The sequence below is a fragment of the Antarctobacter heliothermus genome, from assembly GCF_900188425.1.
Classification (GTDB): Bacteria; Pseudomonadota; Alphaproteobacteria; order Rhodobacterales; family Rhodobacteraceae; genus Antarctobacter; species Antarctobacter heliothermus.
Genome location: NZ_FZON01000004.1, coordinates 144,099 through 158,159 on the forward strand (window position 1 = coordinate 144,099; position 14,061 = coordinate 158,159).

At 60.3% G+C, this 14,061-nt stretch carries 13 protein-coding genes; 9 read left to right on the top strand and 4 right to left on the bottom strand.

The genetic code is table 11. The features are described from left to right. Positions 1–753 carry a bifunctional demethylmenaquinone methyltransferase/2-methoxy-6-polyprenyl-1,4-benzoquinol methylase UbiE gene (ubiE, locus tag CHB90_RS03690; protein ID WP_089276502.1) on the bottom strand — a complete coding sequence of 251 codons (753 nt, stop codon included), beginning with the start codon at positions 751–753 and terminating at the stop codon, positions 1–3. A gap of 76 nt (positions 754–829) precedes the next feature. Between ubiE and mutM the strand changes: the two genes are divergently transcribed. From mutM to CHB90_RS03735, 9 genes are all read left to right on the top strand, one after another. After that, a complete protein-coding gene (mutM, locus tag CHB90_RS03695; protein ID WP_089276503.1) occupies positions 830–1,681 on the top strand; it encodes a bifunctional DNA-formamidopyrimidine glycosylase/DNA-(apurinic or apyrimidinic site) lyase in 852 nt (283 codons plus the stop codon). A gap of 64 nt (positions 1,682–1,745) precedes the next feature. After that, positions 1,746–2,522 (top strand): enoyl-CoA hydratase, encoded by a 777-nt coding sequence (locus tag CHB90_RS03700; RefSeq protein ID WP_089276504.1) that lies wholly within the window; start codon positions 1,746–1,748, stop codon positions 2,520–2,522. Between the two features lie 253 nt (positions 2,523–2,775). Then, positions 2,776–3,039 (top strand): 30S ribosomal protein S20, encoded by a 264-nt coding sequence (gene rpsT / locus CHB90_RS03705; RefSeq protein WP_089276505.1) that lies wholly within the window; start codon positions 2,776–2,778, stop codon positions 3,037–3,039. A 485-nt stretch (positions 3,040–3,524) separates the two neighbouring features. Further along, positions 3,525–4,883: a chromosomal replication initiator protein DnaA gene (gene dnaA, locus CHB90_RS03710; RefSeq protein ID WP_089276506.1), complete on the top strand. Its 1,359-nt coding sequence runs from the start codon at positions 3,525–3,527 to the stop codon at positions 4,881–4,883. 153 nt (positions 4,884–5,036) lie between these two features. Further along, positions 5,037–6,155 (top strand): DNA polymerase III subunit beta, encoded by a 1,119-nt coding sequence (dnaN, locus tag CHB90_RS03715; RefSeq protein ID WP_089276507.1) that lies wholly within the window; start codon positions 5,037–5,039, stop codon positions 6,153–6,155. A 37-nt stretch (positions 6,156–6,192) separates the two neighbouring features. After that, positions 6,193–7,296: a DNA replication/repair protein RecF gene (gene recF / locus CHB90_RS03720; RefSeq protein ID WP_089276508.1), complete on the top strand. Its 1,104-nt coding sequence runs from the start codon at positions 6,193–6,195 to the stop codon at positions 7,294–7,296. Then, positions 7,277–7,810 carry a GNAT family N-acetyltransferase gene (locus CHB90_RS03725; protein WP_170940973.1) on the top strand — a complete coding sequence of 178 codons (534 nt, stop codon included), beginning with the start codon at positions 7,277–7,279 and terminating at the stop codon, positions 7,808–7,810. Before recF ends, CHB90_RS03725 begins: the two co-directional genes overlap by 20 nt. A 112-nt stretch (positions 7,811–7,922) precedes the next feature. Then, positions 7,923–10,340, top strand: a complete 2,418-nt coding sequence (gene gyrB / locus CHB90_RS03730) for a DNA topoisomerase (ATP-hydrolyzing) subunit B (RefSeq protein WP_089276510.1) — start codon at positions 7,923–7,925, stop codon at positions 10,338–10,340. Positions 10,341–10,625: 285 nt separating this feature from the next. Beyond that, positions 10,626–12,827 (top strand): NADP-dependent isocitrate dehydrogenase, encoded by a 2,202-nt coding sequence (locus tag CHB90_RS03735; protein ID WP_089276511.1) that lies wholly within the window; start codon positions 10,626–10,628, stop codon positions 12,825–12,827. Positions 12,828–12,902: 75 nt separating this feature from the next. Here the strand turns inward: CHB90_RS03735 and CHB90_RS03740 are convergent, their stop codons facing one another. From CHB90_RS03740 to CHB90_RS03750, 3 genes are read right to left on the bottom strand one after another with little or no spacing between them, the layout of a single operon-like run. Next, positions 12,903–13,304 carry a Na+/H+ antiporter subunit G gene (locus CHB90_RS03740; RefSeq protein ID WP_089276512.1) on the bottom strand — a complete coding sequence of 134 codons (402 nt, stop codon included), beginning with the start codon at positions 13,302–13,304 and terminating at the stop codon, positions 12,903–12,905. Next, positions 13,301–13,570: a K+/H+ antiporter subunit F gene (locus CHB90_RS03745; protein ID WP_089276513.1), complete on the bottom strand. Its 270-nt coding sequence runs from the start codon at positions 13,568–13,570 to the stop codon at positions 13,301–13,303. Before CHB90_RS03745 ends, CHB90_RS03740 begins: the two co-directional genes overlap by 4 nt. Next, positions 13,567–14,058 carry a Na+/H+ antiporter subunit E gene (locus tag CHB90_RS03750; RefSeq protein WP_089276514.1) on the bottom strand — a complete coding sequence of 164 codons (492 nt, stop codon included), beginning with the start codon at positions 14,056–14,058 and terminating at the stop codon, positions 13,567–13,569. The genes CHB90_RS03745 and CHB90_RS03750 overlap by 4 nt, the downstream gene beginning before the upstream one ends. Positions 14,059–14,061 lie beyond the last annotated feature (3 nt).

Here is a 14,061-nt window from a genome sequence, read left to right on the forward strand (position 1 = left end):
TCAGAGCTTCCAGACAGAATGCAGGCAGGCCACACCCATGGTCAGGTTGCGATACTTGGCGTTCTCGAAACCCGCGCGCTGGACCATGTCCAAAAAGGTTTCCTGATCGGGAAACTGGCGGATCGACTCGACCAGGTATTGATAACTGTCGCGGTCCTGCGCGATCATCTGCCCCAGCCGGGGGATAATGTTGAAGGAATAAAGGTCATATACCTTTTGCATCATATCGTTGGGGATCTGGCTGAACTCCAGCACCATCAGCCGCCCGCCGGGTTTGAGCACGCGAAACGCCTCATTCAGCGCCTCCTGAGGGCGGGTCACGTTCCGGATGCCAAAAGAAATCGTGTACACGTCAAAGGTGCTGTTCGGGAACGGCAGCGCCATCGCATCCCCCACAACCCAGTCCAGCTGGTCGCTCATCGCGCCCGCTTCGGCCCTATTGCGGCCTTCGACCAGCATCGGCTCGGTCAGGTCCAGAACGGTGGCGTGGCCATGGCCCGCGCGTTTGAGAAACCGGAAAGAGATGTCGCCGGTGCCGCCTGCGACGTCCAGTAGGCGCTGACCGGGGCGCGGCGCGAGCCAGTCCATCATCGCGTCTTTCCAGATGCGGTGAATGCCAAGGGACATCGCATCGTTCATCACGTCGTACTTGGACGCAACCGAGCTAAAGACACCCTGCACGCGACCGGCCTTTTCGCCTTCCGGCACCTCGGAAAAGCCAAAATGCGTCGTTTTTCCGCTGTCTTCGCTCATGGGTCTTGCCGTCCTGTTGTGTCCAGCTTTCTTATAGGGTGCCGCCGGGGTGATACAATGTGAAGGACGCCGCCCGATGCCCGAATTGCCCGAAGTCGAGACAGTCCGTCGCGGGCTGGCCCCCGTGATGGAGGAGCAAGAGATCGTGCGGGCGCAAATCAATCGCCCCGACCTGCGCTGGCCGTTTCCCGACCACATGGCCGAACGGCTGACCGGCGCGCGGGTCAGCCGGTTGTGGCGGCGGTCAAAATATATCCTTGCTGACCTGTCGACCGGTGAGTCCTTGCTGATCCACTTGGGTATGTCCGGTCGGATGCTGGTGTCCGGCGATCCGCTTGGCCGGTTTGTGCATGACCACGCGGCGCCACAAAAACATGACCACGTCGTCCTGGACATGGGGCAGGGCGCGCGCATCACCTTCAACGATCCGCGCCGTTTCGGCGCGATGGATCTGCTGAGCACCGAAGCGGCAGAGCATCACCCGCTGCTGGCGGTGTTGGGGCCAGAACCGCTGGGCAACGGTTTCAGCGAATCCTACCTGATTGGCGTGCTGAAAGGCCGCAAGACACCCATCAAATCGGCGCTGCTGGATCAGAAAAACATTGCCGGGCTGGGCAATATCTATGTCTGCGAGGCTCTGTTTCGCACAGGTATTCATCCCGCACGCAAGGTCAACCAGATCTCTGAGGTCCGCCTTGCGGGACTTGTTCCGGTGGTTCGGGAGGTGCTGCAAGACGCCATCGCGGCGGGTGGTTCGTCGCTCAGGGATTTCCGCCAAGCCGATGGAGAGCTTGGATATTTCCAACACAGCTTTGACGTCTATGGCCGTGAGGGTCTGCCATGCCGAACCGAGGGGTGCACCGATACTGTCAGGCGCATCGTGCAATCCGGGCGATCCTCCTTCTATTGCCCGTCTTGTCAAAGATAGCTTGAACCATGTGACCGAAATGCTAAGGCTTGGCCCCTGACGGAACCGGACGGAGCCCCAGATCATGGCCTATGAGACGATCATCGTCGAAGTAGAAGACCACGTCGCCACCATCAAACTGAACCGCCCTGACGCCATGAATGCGCTGAACTCTCACCTGTTGGGTGAGTTGTCAGTGGCGCTGGCGGATGCGGATCAGAACGACAAGGTGCGCTGCATTATCATTGCCGGCTCGCCCAAGGCCTTTGCGGCGGGCGCCGACATCAAGGAAATGTCGGAGAAAAGCTATGTCGAGATGTTCCTATCGGACTTCTTCGGCCGCGAAGGCAACGCCATCACCTCGACCCGCAAGCCTATCATCGCCGCCGTGGCGGGCTATGCGCTGGGCGGTGGGTGTGAGTTGGCGATGATGTGCGATTTCATCATCGCCGGTGACAACGCAAAATTCGGTCAGCCCGAGATCAACCTGGGCGTCATGCCCGGTTTGGGCGGAACACAGCGCCTGACCCGCTTTGTCGGCAAGTCCAAGGCGATGGACATGAACCTGACCGGGCGCTTCATGGATGCCGAAGAGGCGGAACGCGCCGGGCTGGTCAGCCGTGTGGTGCCAGCCAAGAAGCTGATGGAAGAGGCGCGCAACGCCGCAGAGAAGGTGGCCGAGAAATCGATGATCTCGACCATTGCCTGCAAGGAGGCGGTGAATCGAGCCTATGAGACAACGCTGGCAGAGGGGCTATTGTACGAACGCCGCCTGTTTCATGCGCTTTTCGCCACCGAAGACCAGAAAGAAGGCATGGCGGCCTTTTCGGAAAAACGGACCGCGCAGTTCCGCGACCGCTAAGGAAATTTTGCACACCACATGCACGGTTTGTGCAAGTGGTGTGCATGCCGTGTGCATCCGCCTTTTGGGCGTGTGCGGGGCGACGGGCAGAAAGACCTTGCCCGCCTGCGGGTGCTCTACTATATACGCCCGTCATACATGCGCGTGATGCCCGCTTGGCAAGAATCGGTTCGGCACGGGATGCCGGGTCTGTCGGCGGCACGCGCTTTAATTACGAACATCGTCGACAGACAAGAAAACAGGACCGATCATCATGGCAAATTCGCCCCAGGCTAAGAAACGCGCCCGCCAGAACGAGAAACGCTATGCCGTGAACAAGGCACGCCTTTCCCGCATCCGCACCTATCTGCGCAAGGTCGAAGAGGCGATTGCTTCGGGTGACAAGGACGCGGCAACTGCGGCTCTGCGCGCCGCCCAGCCAGAGCTGATGCGCGGTGTTACCAAGGGCATTTTTCACAAGAATACCGCATCGCGCAAGATGTCGCGCCTGGCCGCACGGGTCAAAGCGGTCAGCTGACCCAAATCAATATCTAGTAGAATGACTAAAGGACGCTACATTATGTGGCGTCCTTTTTGCATCTATAACCATTTGATCACAGTGGAGATTCTTTTGGGCCGAACTCCGAGTCAAGCTGTAGTTTCGGTTGCCGCCTCTTGGCGAAGATTGCTAGTTTCACCAAGCGAGTCACCAGTCGCAGGGGGGACAAGGCTGCCGGTTGTTGTGCACTGTTGGGGTGCAGGCGATCATGCTTGTTGAAGGGCAGAAAGCCCATCGACGAGTCTCGGGGGAAACCCCGGCCATGTCCATAGGATAGAAAAATGCGGGCCGCATATCGGACGCGCCGAACGGGACTGATCCGGGGCGTCATGCGGTCTATAACTTGGGGTTCACTCCCCCACCTTTGCGTGCGCGCAAGGGGCGTTTTCGCTGTTCCTCCTGCCAGGTGTTCGTCGCCGAAGGTCATTCGGCGTGGGGATCGTGGAACGAGGACAAACTGGCAGATGACCAAAGACCAATGGGGGGCCTTGCAGGATCAGATCAGCAAGGCTGTCGGGCATAACAACTACAAGACTTGGATCGAACCGCTGCGCTTCGTCGGGACAAGCGCGGACGGAGTCGTCTCCTTGCAGGCACCTACGAACTTCTTCAGCAACTATGTGTCACAGAACTATGGTGACCTGTTGTTGCAGCATGTGTCGCGGGCATCGCAGGATGTGCGCAAGCTGGACATCAAGGTCGCATCGGCTGTAACCGAAACCGAAGCTGCGGCGCCGCAACCCAAACCCGCGCGCGCGGCTCCTCCGCCTGCCCGTGACCACCTGCCGGGTGCGCCGCTGGATGGCCGGTTCACCTTTGACACCTTTGTGGTGGGCAAGCCGAACGAACTGGCCCATGCGGCGGCCAAACGCGTGGCTGAGGGGGGGCCGGTCTCTTTCAACCCGCTGTTCCTGTATGGCGGTGTCGGCCTCGGCAAGACGCACCTGATGCACGCAATTGCCTGGGAACTGACCCAGCGCAATCCGCATCTGACGGTGCTCTATCTGTCTGCGGAACAGTTCATGTACCGCTTTGTGCAGGCGCTGCGCGAGCGCAAGATGATGGACTTCAAGGAAATGTTCCGCTCTGTCGATGTGCTGATGGTCGATGATGTGCAGTTCATCGCCGGCAAGGACAGCACGCAGGAAGAGTTCTTTCATACTTTCAACGCGCTGGTGGATCAGAACAAGCAGATCATCATCTCGGCCGACCGCGCCCCGGATGAGATCAAGGACCTGGAAAACCGCATCCGCAGCCGCCTGCAATCGGGGCTGGTCGTCGATCTGCATCCGACCGACTATGAACTGCGCCTTGGAATCTTGCAGACCAAGGTCGAAGGCTATCGTGCGATGCATCCCGATCTGCAAATCGACGACGGTGTGCTGGAATTTCTCGCCCACCGGATCAGCACCAATGTTCGTGTTCTGGAAGGGGCGCTGACACGTCTGTTTGCCTTTGCCTCGCTGGTTGGCAAACCAATCAACATGGATCTGGTGCAGGACAGCCTTGCCGACGTGCTGCGCGCCTCAGAGCGCAAAGTCTCGATTGACGAGATTCAGCGCAAGGTGGCCGAGCACTACAACATCCGTTTATCGGACATGATCGGCCCCAAGCGAGTGCGCAACTTTGCCCGGCCACGTCAGGTTGCCATGTATCTGTGCAAGCAACTGACCTCGCGGTCGCTGCCAGAGATCGGGCGGCGCTTTGGCGGGCGGGATCACACCACGGTCATGCACGGGGTGCGGCGGATCGAGGAACTGCGTCAGCAGGACGGACAGATCGACGAAGACGTCGAAATGTTGCGCCGGGCGCTGGAAGCCTGACCAGTTGTGGGAAATATGCGGCGCGCCGGGTCTGGTGCGCTGCAACGCCTTGACGCTTAGGCAAAAGAGCAACACAAATCCGTAAAACCGGCTTGGAGTGCTGGCCAGCGCGCGCTAGGCTGCGCCTCCCGGCAGTGCGGAGAGGGTAGGGCGATGAAATTCAGCATGGAACGGGCGGCGCTGTTGCGCGCAGTCGCGCAGGCGCAATCGGTGGTGGAGCGACGCAACACGATCCCCATTCTTGCCAACGTGCTGGTCGAGGCCGAAGGTGAGTCCGTGACCTTTCGCGCCACCGACCTGGACATCGAGGTTCTGGACCGCGCTCTGGCGCAGGTCGAAAAGGCAGGCGGCACAACCGTGTCGGCCGTGACCTTGCATGAAATCGTACGCAAGCTGCCTGACGGGGCGCTGGTGACGCTGGCCGCCGATCCCGGATCGGGCCGCTTGTCCGTCTCAGCGGGCCGGTCGCATTTTTCCCTGGCGACACTCCCGAAAGAAGACTTCCCGGTCATGGCGACCTCGGAATACGACTGCAACTTTTCCGCCAAGGCAGAGGTGCTGCGCCGCCTTTTCGACAAGTCGAAATTTGCCATATCGACGGAAGAGACCCGCTACTATTTGAACGGCGTCTACATGCATGTGTCTGATGGCGAAGACGGCAAGGTTCTGCGCTGTGTCGCCACCGATGGCCACAGGTTGGCGCGGATCGACGCGCCGTTGCCGCAGGGCGCCGATGACATGCCGGGTGTGATTGTCCCGCGCAAGACCGTGGGCGAGATGCGCAAGCTGCTGGATCAGGACGACATGGATATTGCGGTGTCGGTATCCGAAACCAAGGTCCGCTTTGCCACGCCGGACATCACTCTGACCTCCAAGGTCATCGACGGCACATTCCCGGACTACACGCGGGTCATTCCGCAAGGGAATACCCGCAAACTCGAAGTCGATGCATCGGAATTTGCCAAGGCGGTGGACCGGGTGGCCACCGTGTCCTCGGAACGCTCGCGCGCGGTCAAGCTGCAACTGGATGAGGATCGGCTGATCCTTTCGGTCAACGCGCCTGACAGCGGGGCCGCCGAAGAGGAATTGGCTGTCGCCTATGCCGATGAGCGGTTGGAGATTGGGTTCAACGCCAAGTACCTGCTGGAAATCGCCAGTCAGGTAGACCGCGAAAACGCCGTTTTCCTGTTCAATTCCTCAGGTGATCCGACCCTGATGCGCGAAGGTGATGACACCAGCGCGGTCTATGTCGTGATGCCGATGCGGGTCTGAGGTCAGGCGATTTTTCGTCGAAAAATCGTCTCTCGCCATGTCGCTCGCCCTGACCCACCTGAGCCTGTCGCATTTCCGGTCGCACAGATGGGCGGAAATTGCGGTTGATGCGCGCCCCGTGGCGATCTACGGGCCCAATGGCGCGGGCAAAACCAACCTGATCGAAGCGGTTTCGCTGTTCTCGCCTGGGCGCGGGTTGCGACGGGCGTCAGCGGCGGACATGGCGCGCCGTCCGCAAAGCCTTGGCTGGAAAATCACCGGCGATCTGACCGGCCCGGAGGGGCCTCAAGAGATATCCTTTGTCTCCGAGGACGGGGCGGCGCGCAGCATCACGATCAACGACAAGAGCGCCAACCAGATTGCCCTTGGCCGCATTGCCCGGACTGTCTGGCTGATTCCGGCGATGGACCGACTGTGGATCGAAGGGGCCGAGGGGCGGCGGCGGTTTCTGGATCGTTTGACCCTGTCGTTTTTCCCCGACCATGCCCAGGCATCGCTGGACTATGAAAAGGCGATGCGCGAACGCAATCGCCTGCTCAAGGACAGTGTTCGCGACCCGCATTGGTATCATGCGCTGGAAAAACAGATGGCGCACAGCGGTGCCTTGCTGACCGCGAACCGGCAAGAAACGCTGGACCGACTGAAAGCCGCGCAGGCCGACGCAGAGACGGCCTTTCCCGCTGCCGATCTGGATTTGGTGCAATCCGAGGGCAGCTTGCCGCCCGCCGAGAACGATCTGCGCGAGGCGCTGGCCGAAAGCCGCTTTCGCGACATGGGGGCAGGGCGCACGTTGGTGGGGCCGCACCGAACGGACCTTTACGGTGTGTTTGCCACCAAGGGTGTGCCAGCGGCCGAGTGTTCCACCGGTGAGCAAAAAGCCCTGCTGATTTCGCTGATCCTGTCCAACGCGCGGGCATTGGCACAGGATTTCGGCGCGTCGCCGATCCTGCTGCTGGATGAGGTTGCGGCTCATCTGGACGCAACCCGACGGGCGGCGTTGTACGGTGAGATCGTCGCGCTGGGCGCACAGGCCTGGATGACTGGCACCGGGTCAGAACTGTTTGCCGAACTGGGCGGGCAGGCGCAGTATCTTGAAGTCACCGAAGAGGCGGGCGAGTCCCGTGTACACATCCGTGATTGAGGTTATTGCCGAACAGAACCTGACGGCAGCGGATGAGGCGCGGATTGCCGAGATCCTGCGGCAGAGTTTCCCGACTGATTTTGAGGGTCGCAGCTTTTACCAACAACGTCCGCACATGCGCCTTGTCTGGCGCGAGGGCTGCGTTTTGGCGCACATGTCGCTGTTTCTGCGCGCGATCCGTGTCGGCGAAAACGTGGTAGACGTTGTCGGCGTCGGCGACGTGGCAACGTCCGTAGAGGCGCGCGGGCGCGGCCATGCAACTGCCTTGCTCGACAGGTGCAAATCAGTGGCCAGTTCGAGACGGGCCAGTTTTCTGATCCTTTTCGGGGACCGAGAGTTGTACGACCGGGCAGGGTTTCTGCCGGCTACGAACCAGTTTCGCCATTGTCAGATGGTTGGGGCCCGGACAGGCGATATTGTCGAAGGATCCAGTCCGTTTCTGCGGGTTTTTCCGCTGACGGAGGCCCTTTGGCCAGAGGATGCGCAGATCGATTTTCTGGGCCATCTCTTCTGAAGGCGGGACGGCGGGAATCGCCCGCGCGCGCGTTACCAAATATTGTGTCCGTCGCGTGACAATCCCCTGCTAAACCTCTATAGATTGGGCCAAAATAACAAAGGATCGCTCGATGTCCGACCAACCCGCGGCGCCCGATGAATATGGCGCCGATTCCATCAAGGTTCTCAAAGGCTTGGAAGCGGTGCGCAAGCGTCCCGGCATGTACATCGGGGATACCGATGATGGCTCGGGTTTGCACCACATGGTCTACGAGGTGGTGGACAACGGCATCGATGAGGCGTTGGCCAAACACGCCGACTATGTCCATGTGAAAATCCACGCCGACAGCAGTGTCTCGGTGCGCGACAACGGCCGCGGAATCCCGGTCGATATCCACACTGAAGAGGGCGTTTCAGCGGCAGAGGTCATCATGACCCAGCTGCACGCCGGCGGCAAATTTGACCAGAACTCTTACAAGGTGTCCGGCGGTCTGCACGGCGTTGGCGTTTCGGTTGTGAACGCGCTGTCTGTTTGGCTGGAACTGCGCGTCTGGCGGAACGGCAAAGAGCATTTTGCCAAGTTCGAACATGGCGAAACCACGGAACACCTACGCGTTGTCGGCGACTCGCATGGTGAAACCGGGACAGAGGTGCGCTTTCTCGCCTCGACCGGCACGTTTTCCAACCTCGATTACCAGTTCGAAACGCTGGAAAAGCGACTGCGCGAGCTGGCGTTCCTCAACAGTGGCGTGCGCATCCTGCTTGAGGATGAGCGCCCCGCAGAGCCAATGAAATCAGAACTGCACTATGAGGGCGGCGTTCGGGAGTTTGTCAAATACCTTGACCGTTCCAAACAGGCGGTGATGGACGATCCGATCTACATGGATGGCGAAAAGGATGGCATCGGTGTTGAGGTCGCGATGTGGTGGAACGACAGCTACCACGAGAACGTCCTGCCCTTTACCAACAACATCCCGCAACGCGATGGCGGCACCCACCTTGCTGGATTTCGCGGTGCGCTGACCCGGACAATCCAGAAATATGCGCAGGAATCCGGGATCGCCAAGCGCGAAAAGGTCAATTTCACCGGCGACGATGCGCGCGAAGGTCTGACAGCGGTCCTGTCGGTCAAGGTGCCGGACCCCAAGTTCAGCAGCCAGACCAAGGACAAGCTGGTCAGTTCCGAAGTGCGCCCGGCCGTTGAGGGGCTGATGAACGAAAAACTGTCCGAGTGGTTTGAAGAGAACCCACAGCAGGCCAAAGGCATCGTCGGCAAGATCGTCGAAGCCGCGCTGGCCCGCGAGGCAGCCCGCAAGGCGCGCGAACTGACCCGACGCAAGACCGCGATGGACGTCAGCTTTAACGCGGCCAAGCTGAAGGACTGCTCCGAAAAGGACGCCTCAAAGACTGAACTGTTCCTGGTCGAGGGGGACTCTGCCGGTGGCTCGGCCCAAACGGGACGTGACCGGCGCACGCAGGCCATTCTGCCGCTGCGAGGCAAGATTCTCAACGTAGAGCGGGCGCGGTTCGACCGGATGCTTGGCTCGCAGGAGATCGGCAACCTGGTGATGGCTCTGGGCACCGGCATCGGACGAGATGAATTCAACATCTCGAAAATCCGCTATCACAAGATCATCATCATGACCGACGCGGACGTGGACGGGGCGCATATCCGGACGCTGCTGTTGACCTTCTTTTATCGGCAGATGCCAGCGCTGATCGAACATGGCTATCTGTATATCGCGCAGCCACCGCTGTATAAAGTCGCGCGCGGCAAGTCCGAGGTATACCTCAAGGACCAGACCGCGCTGGACGACTACCTGATCCAACAGGGTATCGAAGGCGCGCAGCTGAAACTCGGCTCGGGTGAGGTGATCGTCGGACAGGATCTGGTGCGCGTTGTGGAAGAGGCGCGCTCGCTCAAGCGGGTGCTGGATGCCTTCCCGACGCACTATCCACGCCACATTCTGGAACAAGCAGCCATCGCCGGGGCCTTTGTGCCCGGTGCGGTGGACGCCGACTTGCAGGGAGTAGCGGACAAGGTGGCGGCACGGCTGGACCTGATCGCGCTGGAATACGAACGCGGCTGGACGGGCCGGATCACTCAGGACAAGGGCGTTCGACTGGCGCGTATCCTGCGCGGGGTCGAAGAGGTGCGCACATTGGACGGGCCGATGCTGCGTTCGGGTGAGGCGCGTCGGACCGGATCGTTTACCGAGAGCCTTCAACACGTTTATGGATCGCCCTCCACGCTGGAGCGAAAAGACCGGGGGCAACTTGTCCACGGGCCGTTGGACCTGCTCAAGGCCATTCTGGAGGAAGGCGAAAAGGGCCTTTCCCTTCAGCGATATAAGGGTTTGGGTGAGATGAACCCAAGCCAATTGTGGGAAACCACGCTGGACCCGGATGCCCGTACGCTGTTGCAGGTGACCATCGATGACATGGCCGGGGCAGATGATCTGTTCACCAAGCTCATGGGTGACGTGGTGGAACCCCGGCGCGAGTTCATTCAGCAGAACGCACTGACGGTGGAAAATCTCGACTTCTGATAAAGCCGCGGCAGATGCGTCAGGACAGAACCAAGCGCCCTTGAAGGCGCTTGGTCGCCACGCCAGTGGTGGCGTTTTCCAAGCGCCGTGATGATGGTTTCGGAAATGTCCTGCGAAGGACGTTTACCCTTCCCGATACGTTTCGGAGATGAAGCGCCGCTAACGCACGGTTCGCAAAAGCGTGGCGCAATGCGACACTGTATACATCTGCATACTGTAGACGCGACGGCCCTCTTGGCATAAGGAAGGGCCAAACCCGCCCCCATATTCAGAAAGGCCGGACACATGTCTGATTCGACTCCCGACATCATCTACACCAAGGTTGACGAAGCACCCGAACTGGCGTCGGCCTCGCTATTGCCGATCCTCAAGAAATTCGCCACTGCTGCCGGGGTTTCCATCGGCACCCGCGACATCAGCCTGGCGGGCCGCATCATTGCCACCTTTGCCGAGTCGCTGACCGAAGCGCAGCGCCAGTCGGACGATCTGGCCGCGCTGGGCGAACTGGTCAAAACGCCCGAGGCGAACGTGATCAAACTGCCGAACATCTCAGCCTCGGTCCCGCAATTGGTTGCCGCCGTCAAGGAACTGCAATCGCAGGGCTACGCCCTGCCCGACTACCCCGAAGCGCCCACAACCGATGAAGAAAAGGCCGTTCGCGCCAAATACGACACCCTCAAGGGATCGGCCGTAAACCCGGTTCTGCGCGAAGGCAACTCTGACCGCCGTGCCGCTGCCGCCGTAAAGAAATTCGCCCAAGCCAACCCGCACCGCATGGGTGAGTGGACCGCCGACAGCAAGACGCGCGTTGCCTCGATGCCCGGAGATGATTTCTTTGCCAACGAAGTCTCGGCAACGCTGCCCAAGGCCGCGACCGCCAAGATCGTGCTGGAAACGGCCAATGGCGAGACGGTGCTGAAAGAGGGCGTGTCCTACCCCGAAGGCACTGTCGTTGACGCAACTTTCATGTCGGCATCGGTGCTGGATACCTTCCTTGCCGAGGAAATCGAGAAGGTGAAAGCCGACGGCACGCTGTTCTCGCTGCACCTGAAGGCCACGATGATGAAGGTCTCTGATCCGATCATTTTTGGCCACGCGGTCAAGGCATGGCTGGCGCCCGTCTTTGAAAAGTACGGCGACGAAATGAAGGCGCTTGGCGTGAACCCGAACTCGGGGCTGGGTGACCTGCTGAATCGCGTGAAAGACAACGCCGAAATCACTGCGGCCATCGAAGAGGTCCGGGCCACGCGCCCGCCGATGTACATGGTCGACAGTGATAAGGGTCTCACCAACCTGCACGTTCCCTCGGACGTCATCGTTGATGCTTCGATGCCCGCTCTGATCCGCGCTGGCGGCAAGGGCTGGGGCCCGGATGGCAATGAGGGCGACACCACCTGCGTCATCCCCGACAACTGCTATGCGCCGGTCTACGATGAGGCGATCGAGTTCTTCAAAGCCAACGGCAAGCTGAACCCGGCCACCGCCGGCACCGTTCAGAACCTGGGCCTGATGGCGCAAAAGGCCGAGGAATACGGCAGCCACCCGACCACTTTTGAAATCCCCGAGGATGGCACCGTCAAGATGATCCTCGACGATGGAACCGTGCTGCATTCGCACAAGGTTGCCGCCGGTGACATCTGGCGCTCTGCCTCGGCCCGCAAGGCGCCGATCGAGGATTGGGTGAATCTGGCCATCGAACGGCAGAAGGCGACCGGCTATCGGTCGATCTTTTGGCTGGACGCAAACCGCGCGCATGATGCGCAGCTGATCAGCATGGTCAAACCGATCCTTGAGGCTAAAGGCGTGGCCGACAAGTTCGAGATCATGGCCCCGCGTGAGGCTACCCGCGCGTCGCTGGAGACGATCACCAAGGGTGAGAACACCATCGCCATCACCGGCAACGTGCTGCGCGATTACCTGACCGACCTGTTCCCGATCCTTGAACTGGCAACCAGCGCCAAGATGCTGTCCATCGTCAAGCTGATGAACGGTGGCGGGCTGTTCGAAACCGGCGCGGGTGGTTCTGCCCCCAAGCACGTTCAGCAGCTTGTCGAGGAAAACCACCTGCGCTGGGACAGCCTGGGTGAGTTCTGCGCGCTTGGCGAAAGCTTCAAGTTCCTCGGCGATGCCAAGGGCAACGCCAAGGCGCGTGTTCTGGGCGATGCGGTCGAGGTGGCAACGCAGGGCATCCTGGATCACGGCCACAGCCCCAGCCGCAAGGTGGGCCAACCGGACAACCGCGACAGCCATTACTGGTTCGCCCGCTACTGGGCCGACGCACTTGCCGCGCAGACGGACGATGCGGACCTGGCGGCGCATTTCGCACCGATCGCCAAGGTGTTGGCGGATGGTGAAGCGGCCATTGCAAGCGAACTGGCATCGGCTCAGGGCGCGCCCGCCGATCTGGGCGGCTACTATCACAGCGACGCGGCCAAGACCGCTGCCGTGATGCGCCCCTCCGCGACGCTGAACGCGATCATCGGCTAAGTCAGACGTCACAGCGACACGAAAAAGCCCGCCGGGGAAACTCGGCGGGCTTTCTTTGTTCAGGTTCCTCAGCGGTCAGCCTTTGGCGTTTTCCTCCCCGACCGGGGCTTGATCCGGTGGATCGTCGTAGATCGACCAGCTGTGCTCTCGCCCTGTGTCGGGGAGGTCGCCGCGCTTTAGGTTCATCAGGATATGCGTTTGCGCGATGAACAGGGTCGAGATCGGCGCCGTCAGGAACAGGAACAGCGTGATCATGAGTTCATGAAAGGACAGATGGTCCTTGACCAGCAACATGAACAGCATCGAGGCGATCAAAACGCCACCAACGCCCAGCGTTGTCGCCTTTGTCGGCGCGTGCAGGCGTTGCATCGTGTCGGTCAGCTTGAGCAGGCCCAAAGAGCCGATCAGGCCAAAGATACCGCTGACGACCAGAAAGAACGAAATGAGGACTTCTACCAGCATCGGAATCTCCGTCATTCGATGATGTCCCCCCGCAGCAAAAAGCGGCAATAGGCGACGGTCGAGACAAAGCCGACCATGGCAACCAGCATCGAGGCCTCGAAATAGACCGCCGTGCCTTGCAGGATGCCGTAGCAGACCAGCAGGGCGATCACGTTGATGACCATGGTGTCCAGCGCCAGTACGCGGTCCGCCTGACCGGGGCCCCGGACCACCAGCAAGAGGTTGAACAGCAGGCCCAGTCCGAAACACCCCATGGTGAAATAGAGCGCATAGGTGATCATCCGAAAATCTCCTTTAGCCGGGCTTCGTAGCGGGTCTTGATCTCATCGCGCACGTCGTCGGGATCATCTGAATGCAGACAATGCACCAACAGGCTGCCCCCGTCCGCCGCCAACAGGGCAGAGACCGTTCCGGGCGTCATGGTGATGGTGCCTGCCAGAACCGTGATCGCCTCGGGCGAGGTCAGGTCCAGCGGAACAACGATCCATTGCGAATGGATCTGGTTGCGCGGCTTGAACAGAACGATGCGCGCCACCTGGATCGAGGCGACGACAATATCCCAAAGCACGATGAAAATATAAGGAATCGTCAGAAACGGTCGCTTTAGTCCGGGGCGCCCGGGCCAATAAGGCGACGTCAGGATTGGAACCAGAATCCCCAGCACACCGCCCAACAGGACATTGCCAGGCGTCACCTTGTTCACAAGCATAAGCCAGACAAGCAGCAGCGACCGGCTGAGCAGCGGATGGGGAAAGATGCGTTTCAGCATGGC

What these genes read in the sequence shown, in the direction of transcription:
- ubiE (WP_089276502.1), bottom strand. Translation starts at nt 753, where the DNA reads ATGAGCGAAGACAGCGGAAAAACGACGCATTTTGGCTTTTCCGAGGTG.
- mutM (WP_089276503.1), top strand. Translation starts at nt 830, where the DNA reads ATGCCCGAATTGCCCGAAGTCGAGACAGTCCGTCGCGGGCTGGCCCCC.
- CHB90_RS03700 (WP_089276504.1), top strand. Translation starts at nt 1,746, where the DNA reads ATGGCCTATGAGACGATCATCGTCGAAGTAGAAGACCACGTCGCCACC.
- rpsT (WP_089276505.1), top strand. Translation starts at nt 2,776, where the DNA reads ATGGCAAATTCGCCCCAGGCTAAGAAACGCGCCCGCCAGAACGAGAAA.
- dnaA (WP_089276506.1), top strand. Translation starts at nt 3,525, where the DNA reads ATGACCAAAGACCAATGGGGGGCCTTGCAGGATCAGATCAGCAAGGCT.
- dnaN (WP_089276507.1), top strand. Translation starts at nt 5,037, where the DNA reads ATGAAATTCAGCATGGAACGGGCGGCGCTGTTGCGCGCAGTCGCGCAG.
- recF (WP_089276508.1), top strand. Translation starts at nt 6,193, where the DNA reads ATGTCGCTCGCCCTGACCCACCTGAGCCTGTCGCATTTCCGGTCGCAC.
- gyrB (WP_089276510.1), top strand. Translation starts at nt 7,923, where the DNA reads ATGTCCGACCAACCCGCGGCGCCCGATGAATATGGCGCCGATTCCATC.
- CHB90_RS03735 (WP_089276511.1), top strand. Translation starts at nt 10,626, where the DNA reads ATGTCTGATTCGACTCCCGACATCATCTACACCAAGGTTGACGAAGCA.
- CHB90_RS03740 (WP_089276512.1), bottom strand. Translation starts at nt 13,304, where the DNA reads ATGACGGAGATTCCGATGCTGGTAGAAGTCCTCATTTCGTTCTTTCTG.
- CHB90_RS03745 (WP_089276513.1), bottom strand. Translation starts at nt 13,570, where the DNA reads ATGATCACCTATGCGCTCTATTTCACCATGGGGTGTTTCGGACTGGGC.
- CHB90_RS03750 (WP_089276514.1), bottom strand. Translation starts at nt 14,058, where the DNA reads ATGCTGAAACGCATCTTTCCCCATCCGCTGCTCAGCCGGTCGCTGCTG.